The following is a 19,200-nucleotide window of genomic DNA, read 5'->3' on the forward strand; positions in this document are numbered from 1 at the left end:
CCTGCTTACCATTACATATTTCTTTTTTTCATTTTGTTGTATAGTGTTTGCCTTGAAATACCTAACTGTTCTGCTGCCGCACTATAATTCCCATCGTTTTGATGAAGTGCCTTGCTTATCATCAGTTGTTCCATTTCTTCCAAAGTGTCGGGCCCGCTGTCATTAGTAATCTCTGTCTTCTCATTCAGGAGAAAATCTGTAGGCTTCAAAACGTTGCCATCCGCTAATATCACTGCCCTTTCAATAGTATGTACCAACTCACGAATATTTCCCGGCCACTTGTGGGATAGGAAATTATCATAAGCAGCCTGGTTTATTCGCAAACCTTGTTTGCCATATTTGGTCGCATATCTTTTCAGGTAAAATTCGGCCAGAATTAAAACATCGTTTTCCCTTTCCCTCAGCGGTGGAATTTCCATCCGAATAGTATTAATACGGTATAACAAATCTTCTCTGAAGAGACCTTCACTAACCATTTTATCCAAATCACAGTTGGTAGCGCATATTAACCGAATGTCTACTGAAATGGGTTTGTTAGACCCTACCCTGACAATAAGCTTATTTTGAATGGCAGATAAAAGTTTGGCCTGGGTTTGTAGAGACAAATTTCCAATTTCATCTAAGAATAGTGTGCCGCCGTCTGCAGCTTCAAACTTACCAGCCCTATTCTCCTTCGCGTCCGTAAAAGATCCTTTTACATGACCAAATAGTTCACTTTCAAAAAGGGATTCGGAAATGGAGCCCATGTCGACTGCGATAAAAACTTCATTTTTCCTTTCTGAAATACGATGCAATTCACGTGCAATTAATTCTTTACCGGTGCCATTTTCACCTGTAATTAAGACATTAACATCGGTTTTTGCCACTTTCCGGGCCAGATTCAGGACAGCGTTAAGTGCTTTGGAATTGCCAATTATATAATTTTTATTTTGGTTGATGAGCTGTTTTAAACTACTCTCCTTCTCTTTAAGTTGTTCGACTTCCTTCTGCGATTTGCGCAAAGAATAGGCGGTTTTTAAAGTTGTTATTAACTTATCATTGTTCCAGGGTTTGAGGATAAAATCGGTTGCCCCTTCTTTAAGAGCTTTTACTGCCAATTCTACAGCACCATAGGCTGTCATCATGATTACTGAAGTAGCCGGGGCAATTTTTTTGATTTCTTTTAACCAATAAATTCCCTCATTACCTGTATTAACACCGGCGGAGAAGTTCATGTCTAAAAGAATAATATCAAAATGCTTTAAATTAGGAAATGTAGAGATTTGATTCGGATTGGAAATACTGTCCACCGTTTTAAACTCAAACTGCAGCAAGATTTCCAAAGCGCTCAAAACACTTTTGTTATCATCTATCACTAAAATTTTTCCGTCGAGCACAAATCAAATTTTTAATTCAACGGTTTAAAGCTACGATTTCAAAATTAAATTAAAACAGGAGTGTCCAAAAAATGGACAAATACTGTATAAATATTTTACGATATATAAACTTGCTCCGAATAGACAAACCTAAAACTACTTGATTAGCAACACATTAGAATTTTGGCACAACTGTGGCTATAAAAAGGACATACCAATACTATATGAACTTGAAGTTTAGTGTAATAGTTTTATTTTTTTTGACAGTTTCATGGCAGGCATTTGCGCAGGAAACCTGGTCTTTGGACAAATGTGTATCTTATGCTATAGAGCATAACCTCTCCCTTAATGATTTTGAATATACAGAGTTTTCAAATGAAGAAACTTTCAAACAGTCTAAACGGGACTTGTTACCATCAATAAATGGCTACACTGATTATTTCCAAAGTTTTGGACGTGCAGCAGATCCAAATAGTAACATTATTGTTAATTCAGATTTTTTTGCGAACAACTATTCCCTAACAGCAAGCATAGATTTGTTTCAGGGTTTTCAAAAAATAAACTCTATACGGGCTTCGAAATTGATTTATAATGCCTCCCTGGAAGATGTAGAGCAGCAAAAATTTCTATTGGCATTTAGGGTCATGAAGGCCTATTACGACATCAAGTTCTTTGAGGGTTTATTGGTCATATCACAAGAACAACTGCAAATCTCAAGAGATAATTTTAATTTGGTTAAAAGACAAGTCGAACTGGGACTAAAAGCGGGAGCAGATGTATATGAGGCAGAATCACTTTTGTTAACAGATGAACTGGCACTGACTCAGAGTGAAAATAATTTTCAGAAAGCGCAGCTGCAATTAATTCAGGAAATGAATCTTATAGGGGAATCAACTATTTTTCTTGAACCCTTTTTTAGAGATAAGGTAGGAACTGAACTTGGGGTTACTGTGGTTCAACAAGATTCAGTATACAACAATGCCATGAGTTTCATACCCATAATTAAGGCAGAGAAATTAAGGGCAGTAGCCGCCAGGAAACAGTTAGCTGTGGCAAGAGGAAACCTTTATCCTTCCCTTTCTTTGGTGGCAGGATATGGTACCGGTTATTTTGAAACGTTTATAAATGATGCCGGAATTGTAATTCCATTCCGTGAACAGATTAAAAATAATGCATCCAAATATGTTGGACTCGCCCTTAATATACCCATTTTTAATGGATGGTCTGCACGTTCCAGAGTAAAGCAACAAAAGATAGAAATCCTTAGGGCAGATAACAACCTGGATCTTCAGGAACAGCAGTTGTATCTTGTTATTCAACAACTCATTCAGGATTATACTTCGCTGGAGGTTGAGAAAGCTCAAAGTGCAAAAAAAGTACAGGCACAGGAATTAGCATTTACAATAGCCCAGAAAAGTTATGACAAAGGATTGGTTAGTGTTCTGGATCTAACACAGGCTAAGAATCTTTTTGCTACAGCCCAGAACGAAAATTTGCAAGTTCTTCTGCGCTTTTATTTAAACAAAAGCACTTTGGATTTTTACAATGGATTGCCTGTATTTAATATCAATCAAAATAATTAGAATAACATGGATATAAAACTGGAGAAGAAAAAAGGATTACGACCCAAGCATTATGGCTACATCGCATTGGGCTTGCTATTGCTTTTTACGGGATGGAAATTGCTATTTGGCACTCAGGTATCCACCTTTAGAACTGAAAAGGAAAAGTTATCCATAGCTGAGGTTACACAGGGCAAGTTCGATGATTATATTACCATTAATGGAAATGTAGCGCCAATTGCAACTATTTATATGGATGCCTATGAGGGCGGGCGTGTGACTGAAAAATTGATTGAAGAAGGAGCAACGGTTAAAAAGGGCGATATTATATTGAAATTAGAGAATAGAGGTTTGTATGAACAAATTTTGGCTAGTGAAAGTAACCTGGCTTTAAAACAAAATGATCTTCGTTCCACTAAACTGGCTTTCGACACCAGACAGGTGGAGGGGAAGAAATCTCTCGCGACTGCTGAATATGAGTTGCAACGTTTAAAAAGAAATTTTGCGCAGAACGAGGCCTTGTACAAGGAAGAATTAATATCAAGTGAGGACTACCTCACCGCTAAGGAAAATTATGAGCTTTCCCAAAGGCAATATGATATTATAAAGCTGCAAACGGTACGGGATGATGAGTTAAGAAAGACTTCTTTAGCTGGTTTGGATACCGATATGGCTCGCATGCAACAAACTTTGTCCATGGTATATGAAAGAATAGACCAATTAAATGTTAGGGCCCCGGCAGATGGTCAATTAGGATTTTTAGATGCTGAAATTGGGCAAAGCATTGCACAAGGAGAACGAATAGGACAGATTAATGTACTGACCGATTATAAAATTGAGGCTATGATTGATGAGCATTACATAGACAGGGTTACCAGGGATCTGACCGCCATCCTGGAGCGTAATAACAATGAATATGCACTAAGGTTAAGAAAGGTATATCCCGAAGTACGGAACGGAAGATTTAAAGTAGACCTTGTTTTCAGCGGGGAGAAACCGGAAACCATCAGAACAGGTCAGAGCTATAACATTAAATTGCAGTTGGGGGAGTCTTCAGATGCCCTTCTTCTACCCAAAGGAAGCTTTTTTCAAAGCACAGGAGGACAATGGATATTTGTGGTAAACCCTGATGGAGGCGAGGCCATCAAAAGAGATATACGGATTGGGAAACAGAACTCCAGGTACTATGAAGTCCTGGATGGGTTGCAGGATGGTGAAAGTGTTATTACCAGCAATTATGACAATTTTGGCGAAGCAGAAAGGGTGGTCTTAAAATAATTAAAGAGCTAAGAACAAATAAATGTAACAATAGAACAGTAGGCAAGTCTTTTAAAATATGAAGATTTTACAGTTCAAAAAGATAACAAACGGGAGGATGCTTATTTGACCAATATAGCCAATTATGAAAATTAATAGTTCAATAGAAAAAAAGGAAATCATCATATTCTCGGTTATTGTAATAGCCCTGAGTTCATTAATATGTTTTATCTCGTATAAATTAGATAATTCAAATCTCTCGATATTAGCTGTTTTTACACCATCATTAGTTGCATTGGTTCTTACTGCCATTACAAAAGGGAAGAAAGGTGTTCTTGAATTGTTCGTTAAACAAACAGTGAAGAAAACAGCGTTCAAATGGCTTCTCCTTTCAGTGATTGGAATTCCTGTCCTTGTATCTCTAGCTATACTTACATCTTTAAGCTTCGATATTTCCAAATTTGGTTTAAGAACTACTCAATTGCTACCACAGATTGTTGTAATAGTATTGATTGCAATCGGAGAGGAATATGGCTGGAGGGGATTCTTACTCCCCAGATTGATGAAGAAATTAAATGTTTTTTATTCAAGCATAATACTTGGTTTGATCTGGGGGGTCTGGCATTTTCCAGCATATCTTATTGAAACAGGTGTTCCCTTGAACATGCATTTCCTGGTGTTTTTATTATGGGTTGTTATAGGAACACTATTTATGAGTTGGATATATTACTATACCAAAAGCGTACTTACATCAATACTGATTCATATCAGCGCTAATGCCGCATTTAATTATCTGCTTATTTTGCCAGAGTTTACCGGTAGTATGAATACATTCTGGTTGTTTATTCTCTATTTGTTGGTTCTGATGATGCTCGTCTACTGGTTTAGGAGAAAAGATTTAATAAAAGTTCATAACAAATAATAAACGCCATTTAAAATGCATCAATTTGAATCACTATAAAAAATAATAACTCAAAGTTTAAAATAAAATGACAAACAATCAAAAAATGATACAGATCCAGAATTTAAAAAAGAGTTTTAGAACCGAAGAAGTAGAGACCCTTGCCTTAAACAATGTAAACATCAATGTAGAAGAGGGAGAATTTGTAGCAATAATGGGGCCTTCAGGTTGTGGTAAATCCACCTTGCTGAACATCGTAGGAATGTTGGACAACCCTACAGAAGGCAGATATCAATTCGCCGGGCATGAAGTAGCGGGCTTAAAAGAAAGACAACGCACACAATTGCGTAAAGGTAATCTAGGCTTTGTATTTCAGAGCTTTAATCTTATTGATGAATTAACAGTTTATGAAAATGTGGAACTGCCACTTATTTATCTGAAAATGAGTAAAAGTGAACGCAGGAAAAAGGTGATGGCTGTATTGGAACGGATGAAAATTGCACATAGGGAAAAGCATTTTCCGCAGCAGTTATCAGGCGGGCAACAACAACGGGTCGCTATTTCAAGGGCCGTGGTCACTAATCCAAAACTAATTTTGGCAGATGAACCAACAGGTAATTTAGATTCCAAGAATGGCCTGGAGGTAATGAACCTGCTAACAGAACTAAATCAGGAAGGCACCACTATTGTAATGGTAACGCATTCAGACCATGATTCCCATTTTGCACATCGGATTGTGAATCTATTTGATGGTCAGATTGTTACTGAAAGTCAGAATAGAGCCGTGGGCGCCTTGTTATAGCATTATTCCCTTAGCCTGAGTTTATTCATCATCAAAACACAAATCATGTTAAAGAATTATTTAAAGATTGCCTGGAGAAACCTTATTAAGAACAAGGCCTATTCCATGATAAATATTGGGGGACTCTCATTAGGGATGGGAGTTGCCTTGATCATAAGTCTTTGGATGAAAGACGAGTTATCCCATAACGATTATTTTACCGATAAGGATAGAATTGCGCAGGTCTTTCAGTCGCAGACTTTTAATGGCGAGACAGGAACAGGGCCATCTATCCCAAGACCTTTGGAAAAAGCTTTAAGAGATGGATATGGGGATAATTTTGAGTATTTGATCATGTCTTCATGGACCAACGATCTGTATTTAAAATATGGTGAGACCAATCTTTCCAGGCCGGGGAATTACATGCAGCGAGAGGCACCCGAACTATTAGACCTGCAAATATTAAATGGAGAAAAGGATGGTCTTCGGGAGATTAACTCCATCATGCTCTCGGCATCTACTGCCCAGGCTCTTTTTGGTAAAGATGACCCTATTGGAAAGATCGTGAAGGCAAGTAATCAGTATGATTTAATGGTTACCGGTGTTTATAAGGATATTCCTTTCAACAACACTTTCAACGATACAGATTACATTATACCCTGGGATAAATATATTACTTTAAGTGAATGGGTCAAAGAGGCAGAGGACAGCTGGGGAAACAATTCTTTTCAAATGTTTGTCCAACTTGCTGATAATTCAGACATGAGCGAAGTTTCGGCTAAGATTCAAAATGTAAAAAAAGACTTAAACGAAGATACTGCTGAATTTAATCCGCAATTATTCCTTTTTCCAATGGCAGATTGGCATTTAAGGAGCAATTTCGAAAATGGAAAGCAGGTTGGAGGACGTATTAGATATGTTTGGCTCTTCGGAATTATTGGTGCTTTTGTATTGCTCCTGGCTTGCATCAATTTTATGAACCTAAGTACAGCGCGTTCAGAAAAGAGGTCTAAAGAGGTTGGCATAAGAAAGACCCTTGGGTCACAAAAAGGACAGTTAATCTATCAGTTTTTAAGCGAGTCATTTCTTGTTGTTGTCTTTGCCTTTATTGTAGCTCTGGGAATGGTGTTATTATCATTAAATGGTTTTAATGAGCTGGCCCGAAAAGAAATTGAATTTCCATGGGAAAATATCCAATTCTGGATGGCTTCGATTGGTTTCATAATTTTTACTTCGTTATTGGCTGGGAGTTATCCCGCACTGTATCTTTCATCTTTCAGACCTGTTGATGTTTTAAAGGGAACCTTTAATGTAGGCAGATATGCAGGTCTTCCCAGAAAGATATTGGTTGTGATGCAGTTTGCCGTTTCAGTGGCTTTTATTATTGGTACCGTCATCGTTATGCAACAAATCAACTTCGCAAAAAACAGGCCAGTCGGTTACGATAAGGAAGGCCTGATACAGATTCCCACCTTTAGCCAGGATTTTGAGGGTAAATATGATTTGATGAGGAGTGAATTCTTAGCTTCCAATGCAATTGTGGAAATGTCATCTTCCAGTAGCCCCACTACCCGAATATGGTCTAACAGGAGTGGATTTAACTGGGAAGGGAAACCTGAAGGTTTTCAGGAAGATATGGCATGGACGGAGGTTTCGCCCGAATATGCGAAGTCACTTAATCTTAAAATTGTAGAAGGAAGGGATTTCTCAAGGGAATTTGCTTCTGATTCTTTGGCTGTACTCATTAACGAAACAGCTAAGAAGTATTTAGGCATGCCTGACCCAGTTGGGAAGTTTTTAAAGGATGATAATGAGGAGGACCCTAAGCCACCCTTAAAAATAATAGGAGTAGTAGAGGATATAATTGCTCAATCTCCTTATGAACCGGTTAAACAAGGACTATATGTTTATGACAGGTTTAATAATTCAAGTTACTATAACCTAAGGTTAAACCCTGAGAAGAGCGCAAGCGAGAATATTGCGGTTATAGAAAGGGTTTTTAAAGGGCATTTTCCAGACATACCCTTTGAGTATGAATTTGTTGATGAACAATATGGAGAAAAATTTGCTTCCGAGGAAAGAATAGGAACCTTATCGGGGATTTTTACAGCCCTGGCCATTCTAATCAGCTGTTTAGGACTCTTTGGATTAACCTCTTTTGTAGCAGAGCAGCGCACCAAAGAAATTGGGGTCAGAAAAGTTCTGGGAGCTTCCGTGTTTAATGTGTGGAATATGCTTTCTAAAGATTTTTTAAAGTTGGTGGTCATCTCTTGTTTTATTGCGGTTCCGATAGCCTATTATGTAATGAATGGATGGCTTCAGGAATATCCCTATCGGGTAATACTCAAGTGGTGGATTTTTGCTCTGGCCATTGTCGGTGCTATGCTGGTTACTGTTGTGACGGTAAGTTTTCAGTCCATAAAAGCAGCTAGAGCAAACCCAGTCAGAAGTTTACGTATGGAATAAACTCAATAGCTTCTCCTTCGTAATGCTATGGAGAAGGAACTATCAGGAATCAATCAAAAATCAAAAAATCATGTTCAAAAATCACATTAAAATTGCCTGGAGAAGCCTTAAAAAACAACCTTTTTTTACCTTTTTAAACACCTTTGGACTTGCTATGGGTATAGCAGGGGCCCTTCTTATATCATTATATATCCATGATGAATTAAGTTATGATAAAATGTTTGCCGATGCAGATCGTATACACAGAGTTAATGCGGATATTAAATTTGGTGGTGAGGCCCGAAAATTTGCAGTAACTCCAGCTCCCATCGCGGAAACAATTGACAATGATTTTTCAGAAGTTGAATTAACAACGCGGTTCAGAACAAGAGGTAGCGCTTTAATCAGAAAAGTGGATACGGAGGTAAACATAAAGGAACAGGAGTCTACCTATGTAGATTCTACCTTTTTTGAAATGTTTGGAATTGATCTTTTGGTAGGGGATTTAAAAACAGCGCTTAAGTTACCGAATACGCTGATCCTGACTAAAACAGCTGCTGAAAAACATTTTGGTATCAATGACGCTATAGGTCAAAACCTTTTATTGAACAATTCAGAAACCTATACAGTGACTGGTGTAATTGATGACTTGCCTGATAATTCTTTCCTTAGGGAGCATACTGTTTTTATGGCAATGGCAGGTTATGAAGATTCGCGGGTAGTTAATTGGGGAAGCAATAACTACCAAACATATATTAAACTTATCCCTTCATCGAATATTGATGATTTACAAGAACCATTACGGAATTTTTTGGGCAAATATGTAATTCCCGGAGTACAGCAATTCATGCCCGGAATTACAGAAGAGCAGTTTAAGGCGGCGGGCAACCATTTAATATATAGCACTATACCTATGACGGATATTCATTTGAAATCTGACAGGGTAGCTGAAATTAGTGCGAATAACGATATTCAAAGCATATATATCCTTTCTTTTATTGCAATATTTATTATTGTTCTGGCATGTGTAAATTTTATGAATCTGTCAACAGCGCATTCTCTTAAAAGAGCTAAAGAAGTAGGTATTCGAAAAACATTAGGCTCCAATAAAGGAGAACTTATCCGTCAGTTTCTGATAGAATCTGGTTTGGTTTCCTTTGGCTCTCTTTTGCTGGCATTAGTATTCGCAGTAATTGCACTACCTTTTTTCAATGATCTGGCAGACAAAAGTATTTCCATGCCATATACCAACCCGTTTTTCTGGCTGATTTTACTGGCTTCAGGAAGTGTTCTGGGCCTATTATCTGGTAGTTATCCGGCTTTTTTTATGTCTAAATTTATTCCGGTAAAAGTACTCAAAGGTGATACAGGCAGCCTTGGAGGGGGGAAGGTTCGAAATGCCCTGGTTATTTTTCAATTTGCAATTTCTGTTTTTTTAGTTATTAGCACTTTGGTAGTTTATCAGCAATTGGAATATATTCAGAATAAGGACCTCGGTTTTTCCAAAGATCAGGTACTTATTGTTAATGACGTATATACCGTTGGAGGCAAAGTAGAATCCTTTAAGGAAGAGGTTAAAAAACTGGGTTTTGTTTTGAATGCCACGCTAAGTAGCTTCTTTCCAACACCTTCAAGCAGATCCGATAGCACTTTTGCGCCACAAGAGGGCGCAACAGACCAGGAGAATGCGGTTAGTATGCAAAGATGGGCCGTGGATTATGATTATGTCTCCACAATGGATTTCAAAATCATTGCGGGAAGAGATTTTAACCGGGAATTTAAAAATGATTCAACTAGCATAATTGTAAATGAATCTGCAATTGCAGTAATGGGGGTCACCCCTGATGATGCACTTGGATTACGCTATACCCCTGATTTTGGGGAGGAAAACCCCAGGTATTTTACAATTATCGGCGTTGTAAAAGATTTTCATTTCTCTCCCTTTAGGGATGAAATTGAATCCTTGAGTCTGCATTTAGGAGACGACACATATGCACTGGCCGTAAAATTGGAGGAAGGAAATTTTGCCAATGCCATAGAACGTATTGAGAATATCTGGAATAAGCTGGCTCCGGGTCAACCTTTTGATTATTATTTCATGGAAGATTCTTTTAACAATACCTACAAATCCGAGCAGCGATTGGGTCGGATCTTTATCATATTTACAATACTTTCCATTTTAATTGCCTGTCTGGGATTATTTGGTCTGGCAGCATTTAATGCAGAAAAGCGCACTAAAGAGATTGGTGTTAGGAAAGTAATGGGTGCCAGTGTAGGTCAAATTACCTTCAGGCTTTCTTCAGACTTCCTCAAGTTGGTTGGTGTGGCTATCCTCATTTCCCTTCCCGTAGGGTGGTTTGCCATGAATAAATGGCTGGAGGACTTCTCCTATAGGATTGAAATTGGCTGGTGGGTTTTTGTTCTGGCTGCTTTTTTAGCAGTGGCCATCGCCATCATCACAGTAAGTTACCAGAGTATTAAAGCAGCTATTGTAAACCCTGTAAAAAGTTTGAGGACAGAATAAAAGCTATATCATGTTAAAAAATCATATCAAAATCGCCTGGAGAAGCCTTAAAAAGGAGCCCTTTTATACATTTTTGAATACTTTCGGCCTGGCCATAGGAATGGCCGGAGGTTTATTGATAGCTCTGTACATTAATGATGAACTGAGTTATGACAAAATGTTTACCGACGCGGACCGAATTTACAGAATTGACACGGATATTAAATTTGGAGGTGCGGAAATAAAGGCCACTGAAGTTTCCGCTCCCATGGCTGGTGCCATGCAAAGCGATTTTCCGTATGTGGAAACGACCGTCAGGTTTCGGGATCGCGGAAGTATGCTTCTTAGAAAAAGCGATACAGACATGAATGCCAAGGAACTCAATGCTACTTTTGTTGACTCCACGTTCTTTAATATGTTTGGCATTAAATTACTTGTTGGTGATATTAATACCGCTTTAAAGCAACCCAATACCCTGGTGCTGACCAGGACGGCGGCAGAAAAACATTTTGGAATCCAGAATGCACTCGGCCAGAATTTGGTATTGAACAACACAGATAACTATACGGTTACCGGAGTTATTGATGATTTACCCAAGAACTCTTTTCTTCGCAATCATAGTGTATTTATGGCAATGGCCGGATATGCAGACTCTCGTGAGAATCATTGGGGTAATACCAATTATTATACGTTAATTAAATTGATCCCGGAGACCAATATCGAAGATTTTCATGAACCCTTACAAGGGATGTTCAAAAAGTATATGCTCCCCTGGGCACAAGATTATTTTCCGGGAATAACGGAGGAATCCTTCAAGGCGGCAGGTAACTATGTGAGATATCACACTATGGAGTTGACCGATATCCATTTGTACTCCAATCGTCAGTCTGAAATGAGCCCCAATAGTAGTATTCAAAATGTCTATATTCTTTCGTTTATTGGATTATTTCTTATTGTATTGGCAAGTGTAAATTTTATGAATCTTTCTACGGCGCATTCCCTAAGAAGAGCAAAAGAAGTGGGTATTCGAAAAACTTTGGGATCTAATAAGCTTGAACTAGTTCGGCAATTTTTGACCGAATCAGGTCTGATTGCCTTTATTTCACTTTTAATGGCCATGCTAATAGCCATTCTGACACTTCCATATTTCAATGAACTTTCGGGAAAGCTGGTAGCAATACCTTATTCAAATCCACTGTTCTGGTTAATTTTAGTCTCTTCTACAATTGTATTAGGACTTTTTTCAGGAGGCTATCCGGCATTTTTTATGTCTCGCTTTATGCCGGTTACCGTTCTCAAAGGCGTTGGAAATAGTAATGTTGGTGGAAGAAATATTCGGAACTCCCTGGTTGTTTTTCAATTTGCGATTTCCGTATTTTTAATAGTAAGCACTTTAGTTGTTTTTCAACAATTGAATTTCATTCAGGGTAAGGACCTCGGTTATACCAAAGATCAGGTTCTTCTTATAGATGATGCCTTTGCAGCAGGAAATCAAATTCAAGCATTTAAAGAAGAAGTAATCGGTTTGAGCCAGGTGGAAAATGCTACATTGAGTAGCTTCTTACCCACACCCTCTTCCCGTTCCAGCAGTTCTTACTTTAAAGAGGGTGCCATGAACCAGGAAAATGCACTTCAGATGCAAGTATGGGATGTTGATCACGATTACCTTTCAACCCTGGGGATGGAGCTACTCTCCGGACGCAATTTTAACCGTCAGTTTGTCACAGACTCAACGGCGGTGGTAATAAATGAATCAACTTTGTCCGTAATGGGCGTAGGGAGCGAAGAAGCTATAGGGATGCGACTTTCACAGGATCTAGATTTAGATAGAGCAGAATTCTATACCATTATTGGAGTAGTTAAAAATTTTCACTACGAGTCGTTGCACGAAAATATTGGAGCCCTTGCCCTTTTCCTGAACAATTCTACAGGCAATATGGCAATTAGGCTAAATGCCGGAGATTTTCCTAATACTATTGCAAATATCGAACAAATATGGAATGAAGTTGCACCGGGACAACCTTTCAGTTATCGTTTCATGGATGAATCTTTCAATACCACCTTTGAAGCCGAACAAAGATTGGGAAAAATTTTTATGGTATTTACCATCCTATCTATTTTAATTGCCTGCCTGGGTTTATTTGGCTTAGCGGCATTCAACGCGCAAAAGCGCACAAAAGAAATAGGTGTGAGAAAGGTATTGGGAGCAAGTGTAGGTCAAATAACCTATAGACTTACTGTTGACTTTCTTAAACTTGTTGGTGTCGCCATTCTGGTTTCTATACCCCTGGGCTGGTATGTAATGAACAAATGGCTGGAAGATTTCTCCTATAGGATCGAAATTGGATGGTGGGTTTTTGTTCTGGCTGCTTTTTTAGCTGTGGCCATCGCTATCATTACTGTAAGTTACCAGAGTATTAAAGCGGCAATTGTTAACCCTGTAAAAAGCTTGCGCACAGAATAAAATCAATCATAAAAAACGAGAACCATGTTCAAAAACTATCTTAAAATTGCCTGGAGAAACCTTACCAAGAACAAGGCCTATTCCATTATAAATATAGGTGGACTTGCTTTAGGTATGGCTGTCTCGCTTACCATAGGGCTTTGGATACAGGATGAGCTTTCCCATAATGATTATTTTATAAGTAAGGACAGGATAGCCCAGGTGTACCAGTCGCAGACCTTGAATGGCCAAACAGATACTTACCCAGCTATCCCTATACCTTTGGAGAAAGCCATAAGAGAAGGTTACGGAGATAATTTTAAGCGTTTGATCATGGCCTCATGGCCCAATGATCTTTATTTAAAATATGGCGAGACAAATCTCTCCAGACCTGGAAATTACATGCAAAGGGAGGCACCAGAGCTTTTGGAACTGCAAATATTAAATGGAGAAAAAGACGGTCTTCGTGAGATTAACTCAATCATGCTCTCGGAATCTACTGCCAGAGCGTTGTTTGGTAAGGAAGATCCTATTGGCAAGATTGTAAAAGTCAGTAATCAATATGATTTAATGGTTACAAGTGTTTATAAGGATATCCCTTTTAACAATACTTTCCACGATACAGAATACATCATACCATGGAATCAATACCTTGCCTCGAACGAGTGGGCCATGAGGGCTGCGACTGAGGAACAGTGGGATAACAATTCTTTTCAAATGTTTGTTCAACTTGCTGAAAATACAACTATGAAAGGTGTTACTGCCAAGATTAAGAATGTAAAAAAGAACTTGCACGAAGACACCGCTGAATTTAATCCACAATTGTTCCTTTTCCCTATGGCAGATTGGCATCTGAAAGGGCAATTTGAAAATGGAAAACAGGTTGGAGGTCGTATTAAATATGTCTGGCTCTTTGGAATTATTGGTGCTTTTGTGTTACTGTTGGCCTGTATCAATTTTATGAACTTAAGTACAGCGCGTTCTGAAAAGAGGTCTAAAGAAGTTGGTATAAGAAAGACTCTGGGGTCATTAAAAGGGCAGTTAATCTATCAGTTTTTAAGTGAGTCATTTCTTGTTGTAGTTTTCGCCTTTATTGTAGCCCTGGGAATAGTGTTATTGTCACTAAATGGGTTTAATGAGCTGGCACGCAAAGAAATCCAATTTCCATGGGATAGCATCAACTTTTGGATAATGTCTATTCTGTTTATAATTTTCACATCCTTATTGGCTGGCAGTTATCCTGCATTATATCTTTCGTCGTTCAAGCCTGTCCAGGTTTTAAAGGGGACCTTTAATGTAAGCAGATATGCAGGTCTTCCAAGAAAGATATTGGTTGTGACGCAATTTACTGTTTCAGTAGCCTTTATAATCGGTACCGTTATCGTAATGCAGCAAATTAACTTTGCAAAGAACAGGCCGGTAGGTTACAATAAGGAAGGCCTTATACAGATCCCTACTTTTAGCCAGGATTTTGAAGGGAAATATGATTTGATGAGGAGTGAATTCTTAGCTTCCAATGCAATTGTGGAAATGTCCTCATCAAGCAGTCCAACTACCCAAATCTGGTCCAACAGGTCCGGATTTAGCTGGGAAGGAAAACCTGAAGGTTTTCAGGAAGATTTCACATGGACCGTGGTTTCACCCGAATATGCAAAGTCACTTAATCTTAAAATTGTAGAAGGTAGGGATTTCTCAAGGGAGTTTGCTTCTGATTCTTTGGGAGTGCTAATTAATGAATCGGCCAAAAAGTATTTAGGGATGCAAGACCCTGTTGGCAAATTTTTAAAGGATGATTTTGACGAGGACCCAAACTCGGGTTTGAAAATTATTGGTGTGGTAGAGGATATGATTGCTCAATCTCCCTATGAACCTGTAAAGCAAGGACTTTATGCTTATGACAGGTTTAATTATTCTAGTTATTATAACCTGCGGCTGAATCCTGAGAAAAGTGCCAGCGAGAATATTTCGATAATAGAAAGAGTGTTTAAAGAACACTTTCCGGATATTCCCTTTGAATATGAATTTGTGGATGAGCAATATGGTGAAAAATTTGCTTCGGAAGAACGTATAGGAACCTTATCTGGGATCTTTACTGCTCTTGCTATTTTAATTAGTTGTTTAGGGCTGTTTGGCCTTACCTCTTTTGTAGCCGAACAACGCACCAAAGAAATCGGAGTCCGAAAAGTGTTAGGGGCTTCAGTGTTTAATGTTTGGAATATGCTTTCGAAAGATTTTTTAAAATTGGTGGTCATCTCAAGTTTTATTGCAATACCTATTGCTTATTATGTAATGAATGGCTGGTTGCAGGAATATCCTTATCGGGTTATACTTAAATGGTGGATTTTTGCTTTAGCCATGGTAGGCGCTATGGGAGTTACCATCTTAACGGTTAGTTTTCAGGCAATTAAGGCTGCAAAAGCTAACCCGGTTAAAAGCTTGCGCTCAGAATAAATCTGTACAATCCGATTTAGAATAATTATTAAAATATGCTATTAAAATTAAAGAACGTTTTTAAGTGGGTCCAGTCGGGAGGACAACCTATTTTTTTGCTTAAGGATATTAATATTGAAGTTGAACAAGGTGAGTTTATCTCTGTCATGGGCCCTTCAGGTTCAGGAAAATCTACTTTGTTGAACGTTATTGGCATGCTCGATCAATTTGATGAGGGAGAATACCATTTTCTGAATGAATCTGTCCATACTTTAAAAGAAAAACATCGCGCTCAATTGTACAAGCAATATATTGGCTTTGTCTTTCAGTCATATCATTTACTGGATGATTTAACGGTGCAGGAGAACCTGGAAATGCCGCTTTTATACAAGAAGTTTAAATCTATTGAAAGAAAGGCCATGGTGGCTGATATGCTGGACCGTTTTAATATTGTAGGCAAAAAAGACCTTTTTCCTGTTCAACTTAGCGGGGGGCAGCAGCAATTGGTGGGAGTGGCCAGAGCATTAATTTCCAATCCAAAACTAATATTAGCAGATGAACCTACCGGCAACCTGAATTCAAAACAGAGTGAGGAGATAATGGAACTTTTTAAGCAATTGAATAATGAAGGGGTGACCATCATCCAGGTGACGCATTCAGAAAAGAATGCTTCCTATGGTTCCAGAATCATAAATTTACTCGATGGTAGAAGGGTTTAGTTTTAAGTGAATATCTTATGAAACTAACTTATTAGCCTGTAACTCCATCCCCATCAATATCCTGGTTGAGATGAGTCTCAAGTGCTTCCAGAGTTTTTCTCAAGAGTAGTCGTGTGTTCTCCAATTCAGTCTCTAGAATAGCCACCCGGTCTTCAACGCTATCGGCCTGTGCCTGTTGTTTATCGAGTTCTTCCTGTTGCAGTAAATCCCAAAATATCCCCATGTTTTTTTTATATAGTTAACTGATTTTTAGGAATCCTCTTTATTGGAATCCTTATTTTTGTCTTTCTTCATTTTTTGATAGCCCATAAGTAAACGCACCCCCAGTCTTGCGAAAAGGATTATTGCAATTACCATCACTATATCAAATCCATTCATAGTCTAAGTTTAAAATATTTTGAACCTTTTAATTAAGCTTGGGTGTTAGCATAAACACTACAATTATTAAATTTAGCAGGACCTGCCAAACCTTTTTCATTTAAGAAATACCTTAACTTCTTTAAAAGGCATTTAATCATTCTTTCTTGTCCTCTTCAGATGGCGGTGGCATCACAAATGGCTCGGGTTGAGGGTCCAAGGGTTTTAAATCCTTTCCTTCCAAAGCAGGATGATCCGCCGGAATAAAAGTGGCCCGGAACGTACTATAGGTCATGGGCATCATATCTGTTGGATCCCCATTTGGTTTATGAATGTTACCGCGATATGGGACTAAATATTCCCAAACAACTTCCCTGTCCGGAGTCACTTCAAATAAACGGCCTTTAGGGCCCTCGTTAATGAACGTATTACCATTTTCCATACGATGTGCCCCTGAAATAAAACTCCCGTAAAATGAGATGGTATCTTTGGCCACATAGCTCCATACAGGTTCCTCTGGAGCAAAACGGTTGTTGGACATCATTTCATATGTACCATCTTCCTTTAATACAGGGTTAATTTCATATATAGCGGAATAATTCAGGCTATCGGGTCCCATGGGGACATCATTATTATAGAGGGTAAGATTTCCGGCACCGGGTTTCCCTTTTTCATTCCAGCGAATATCGTGCTGGTAATATAGCTTCCTATCCGTAGAGTCGCCTTGCATATAATTTTCAGGATTACCCCATCTGAACAGTAAATCTCCTCCTTTTCCACTTTTTCCACCCTGGTGACCCGCAGCTTCTTCGGTGGAAACACTGTGATCAATTATATAAACTTCACTCAATTCAGGAGAACTAAAAGCAATCAGATCCAGCTCTGCATTGTAATTTATAGCGTTAAAATGATAAATATCCGAATGAGGATTATCAAGGGTAAGGTTTCTTCCACCCCGTCCCATGGCTTTTAATATGTCCAAACTGTCCTGGGTTATACGAGCTGGTATGGAATCACCGAGATTAAAATTGAATAATTCAGGATGTTCTTGCGGGTTGCCATAATTGGGCTTGTTTTCATCGTAATCCTGAATCAAATGATCTTCCACACGCCACTCCCAAACAATTTTACCCCCGCTGAAACCTTTAGGTTCTATTTCTATAATTTTCTCCATCCATGGCCCGGATCTTGGAATCAGTTCTGGTTTACGGCCCAGGTCAAGAGCATATTCATAGGTAGAGGTTTCATAGGCAATCGCCAGGATATTGCCATTGGGCATTACAGCAAAATCATGATGTATAATTTGCGTAGTATCTGCGTATTCAAAGTTCCATAAAATTTTTCCTTCCCAGGTAATTTTCTGTATCCTCCCATAGGGTCCACCAAAACCAAAAACCGGATAATCGGGATCATTAGCGCCTTGTAGTATAGAGCCGTCATCCATGAGATAGGCATTAAAGGCGGCATAATTCCCCTTCCATTCATGTACTACTTCCCCATTTCTGTTTACAAGGTAGGTGAAGGGAGAATTTGCAGGTGAAAACATTGCATAACCCGGCATAAGGCTGTCAGAGCTTTTTGTCACTCCTCGTGGAATATGATGCCCGAACATATTGCGGTCCTTTTTATCGGCCGACTCGTCATCGGGTTTTTTGTCGCCACAATTAGAAAGAAGCAGAACAAAGACAATGACACTGAAATAGCTTAGAATTTTTTTCATTGGTTTGGTTGATTAATTTAAAGATTGACTAAAAGTAAGGCTTAATTTAAAATTTTTCAGGCAAATCAAGGTAAAGGTCTTACCATAATATCCTTATAATAAACAACACTTCCGGGATCATGCCCCTGAAGTGCAAAAGTACCAACACTAAGAACTCGGTGTATACCCTCTCCTTCCCGTAATGGATTCTCAGGTTCTGTATAATCAACAACTACAATTTCATTTATTTTAATGATAATGCGCTTGCCTTCCACTTTCACATATTCTGTATACCACTCATTGTCTTTTATGTAATTTTCTTTAATATCAACAATTCCATATAAGCTCCCGGTACGTTTCCAGTCGCCCTGTGTGTTATTCACCTGCACTTCATAGCCATAAGTGGGCCATCCGTCTTCCTGATATTTTGTATGGATATAAATACCTGAGTTGGCACCGGGCTTGGTCATCACCCTGGCCTTAAATTCGAAATTTTTAAACCTATGATTTTCAACATCGCCCGCATAAAACAAATGTGCTCTTTCGCCGGCAACCTTTATAGTACCATCCTCTACAGAAAAAGTAGAAGCGTTTACACCAACTTTCCAACCCTCAAGATCTTTACCATTAAAAAGGGAAATCCACTCACTGTCCTCTTCACTTTTTGTTTCCTGCCCCAAAATCGGGCTTAAATTTCCAAGACTAAGAAGGAGGATGATTGCGTGTTTTAAACTAAGTTTTATCATGA

At 38.6% G+C, this 19,200-nt stretch carries 14 protein-coding genes; 9 read left to right on the forward strand and 5 right to left on the reverse strand.

Features of this window, described 5'->3' with window-relative positions; genetic code table 11:
* Window positions 1-11: 11 nt before the first annotated feature.
* On the reverse strand, window positions 12-1,376 hold the full coding sequence (locus ABJH90_RS07670) for a sigma-54 dependent transcriptional regulator (protein ID WP_348143049.1): 1,365 nt from the start codon (window positions 1,374-1,376) through the stop codon (window positions 12-14).
* Window positions 1,377-1,579: 203 nt separating this feature from the next.
* On the opposite strand from ABJH90_RS07670, the gene ABJH90_RS07675 reads away from it, so the two are divergent.
* From ABJH90_RS07675 to ABJH90_RS07715, 9 genes are all read left to right on the forward strand, one after another.
* Window positions 1,580-2,938: a TolC family protein gene (locus ABJH90_RS07675; RefSeq protein WP_348143052.1), complete on the forward strand. Its 1,359-nt coding sequence runs from the start codon at window positions 1,580-1,582 to the stop codon at window positions 2,936-2,938.
* Window positions 2,939-2,944: 6 nt separating this feature from the next.
* Window positions 2,945-4,195 (forward strand): efflux RND transporter periplasmic adaptor subunit, encoded by a 1,251-nt coding sequence (locus tag ABJH90_RS07680; protein ID WP_348143055.1) that lies wholly within the window; start codon window positions 2,945-2,947, stop codon window positions 4,193-4,195.
* Between the two features lie 124 nt (window positions 4,196-4,319).
* Entirely contained in the window at window positions 4,320-5,096 is a 777-nt protein-coding gene (locus tag ABJH90_RS07685; protein ID WP_348143058.1) for a type II CAAX endopeptidase family protein, read from the forward strand.
* Window positions 5,097-5,181: 85 nt separating this feature from the next.
* Window positions 5,182-5,877: an ABC transporter ATP-binding protein gene (locus ABJH90_RS07690; protein WP_348143061.1), complete on the forward strand. Its 696-nt coding sequence runs from the start codon at window positions 5,182-5,184 to the stop codon at window positions 5,875-5,877.
* Between the two features lie 45 nt (window positions 5,878-5,922).
* Entirely contained in the window at window positions 5,923-8,322 is a 2,400-nt protein-coding gene (locus ABJH90_RS07695) for an ABC transporter permease (RefSeq protein WP_348143064.1), read from the forward strand.
* Between the two features lie 70 nt (window positions 8,323-8,392).
* On the forward strand, window positions 8,393-10,825 hold the full coding sequence (locus ABJH90_RS07700; protein WP_348143067.1) for an FtsX-like permease family protein: 2,433 nt from the start codon (window positions 8,393-8,395) through the stop codon (window positions 10,823-10,825).
* Window positions 10,826-10,835: 10 nt separating this feature from the next.
* Window positions 10,836-13,268, forward strand: coding sequence for an ABC transporter permease (locus ABJH90_RS07705; RefSeq protein ID WP_348143070.1), 2,433 nt, complete (start codon window positions 10,836-10,838; stop codon window positions 13,266-13,268).
* A 24-nt stretch (window positions 13,269-13,292) separates the two neighbouring features.
* The gene (locus ABJH90_RS07710) at window positions 13,293-15,698 is read left to right on the forward strand and encodes an ABC transporter permease (RefSeq protein WP_348143073.1); all 2,406 of its coding nucleotides are present in this window, start codon (window positions 13,293-13,295) and stop codon (window positions 15,696-15,698) included.
* Window positions 15,699-15,733: 35 nt separating this feature from the next.
* Window positions 15,734-16,396 carry an ABC transporter ATP-binding protein gene (locus ABJH90_RS07715; protein WP_348143076.1) on the forward strand — a complete coding sequence of 221 codons (663 nt, stop codon included), beginning with the start codon at window positions 15,734-15,736 and terminating at the stop codon, window positions 16,394-16,396.
* Between the two features lie 31 nt (window positions 16,397-16,427).
* Here the strand turns inward: ABJH90_RS07715 and ABJH90_RS07720 are convergent, their stop codons facing one another.
* The 4 genes from ABJH90_RS07720 to ABJH90_RS07735 all read right to left on the reverse strand — a co-directional run bounded on the left by ABJH90_RS07720 (window position 16,428) and on the right by ABJH90_RS07735 (window position 19,198).
* Window positions 16,428-16,619: a hypothetical protein gene (locus ABJH90_RS07720; RefSeq protein ID WP_348143079.1), complete on the reverse strand. Its 192-nt coding sequence runs from the start codon at window positions 16,617-16,619 to the stop codon at window positions 16,428-16,430.
* Between the two features lie 26 nt (window positions 16,620-16,645).
* Window positions 16,646-16,774, reverse strand: a complete 129-nt coding sequence (locus ABJH90_RS07725; protein ID WP_348143082.1) for a hypothetical protein — start codon at window positions 16,772-16,774, stop codon at window positions 16,646-16,648.
* Between the two features lie 136 nt (window positions 16,775-16,910).
* Window positions 16,911-18,473 carry an aryl-sulfate sulfotransferase gene (locus tag ABJH90_RS07730; RefSeq protein WP_348143085.1) on the reverse strand — a complete coding sequence of 521 codons (1,563 nt, stop codon included), beginning with the start codon at window positions 18,471-18,473 and terminating at the stop codon, window positions 16,911-16,913.
* 65 nt (window positions 18,474-18,538) lie between these two features.
* The gene (locus ABJH90_RS07735) at window positions 18,539-19,198 is read right to left on the reverse strand and encodes a DUF1080 domain-containing protein (protein ID WP_348143088.1); all 660 of its coding nucleotides are present in this window, start codon (window positions 19,196-19,198) and stop codon (window positions 18,539-18,541) included.
* Window positions 19,199-19,200 lie beyond the last annotated feature (2 nt).

This window comes from Eudoraea sp. (assembly GCF_039969275.1).
Taxonomy (GTDB): domain Bacteria; phylum Bacteroidota; class Bacteroidia; order Flavobacteriales; family Flavobacteriaceae; genus Eudoraea.

What these genes read in the sequence shown, in the direction of transcription:
- ABJH90_RS07675 (WP_348143052.1), top strand. Translation starts at nt 1,580, where the DNA reads ATGAACTTGAAGTTTAGTGTAATAGTTTTATTTTTTTTGACAGTTTCA.
- ABJH90_RS07680 (WP_348143055.1), top strand. Translation starts at nt 2,945, where the DNA reads ATGGATATAAAACTGGAGAAGAAAAAAGGATTACGACCCAAGCATTAT.
- ABJH90_RS07730 (WP_348143085.1), bottom strand. Translation starts at nt 18,473, where the DNA reads ATGAAAAAAATTCTAAGCTATTTCAGTGTCATTGTCTTTGTTCTGCTT.
- ABJH90_RS07725 (WP_348143082.1), bottom strand. Translation starts at nt 16,774, where the DNA reads ATGAATGGATTTGATATAGTGATGGTAATTGCAATAATCCTTTTCGCA.
- ABJH90_RS07705 (WP_348143070.1), top strand. Translation starts at nt 10,836, where the DNA reads ATGTTAAAAAATCATATCAAAATCGCCTGGAGAAGCCTTAAAAAGGAG.
- ABJH90_RS07695 (WP_348143064.1), top strand. Translation starts at nt 5,923, where the DNA reads ATGTTAAAGAATTATTTAAAGATTGCCTGGAGAAACCTTATTAAGAAC.
- ABJH90_RS07700 (WP_348143067.1), top strand. Translation starts at nt 8,393, where the DNA reads ATGTTCAAAAATCACATTAAAATTGCCTGGAGAAGCCTTAAAAAACAA.
- ABJH90_RS07720 (WP_348143079.1), bottom strand. Translation starts at nt 16,619, where the DNA reads ATGGGGATATTTTGGGATTTACTGCAACAGGAAGAACTCGATAAACAA.
- ABJH90_RS07735 (WP_348143088.1), bottom strand. Translation starts at nt 19,198, where the DNA reads ATGATAAAACTTAGTTTAAAACACGCAATCATCCTCCTTCTTAGTCTT.
- ABJH90_RS07715 (WP_348143076.1), top strand. Translation starts at nt 15,734, where the DNA reads ATGCTATTAAAATTAAAGAACGTTTTTAAGTGGGTCCAGTCGGGAGGA.
- ABJH90_RS07710 (WP_348143073.1), top strand. Translation starts at nt 13,293, where the DNA reads ATGTTCAAAAACTATCTTAAAATTGCCTGGAGAAACCTTACCAAGAAC.
- ABJH90_RS07685 (WP_348143058.1), top strand. Translation starts at nt 4,320, where the DNA reads ATGAAAATTAATAGTTCAATAGAAAAAAAGGAAATCATCATATTCTCG.
- ABJH90_RS07690 (WP_348143061.1), top strand. Translation starts at nt 5,182, where the DNA reads ATGATACAGATCCAGAATTTAAAAAAGAGTTTTAGAACCGAAGAAGTA.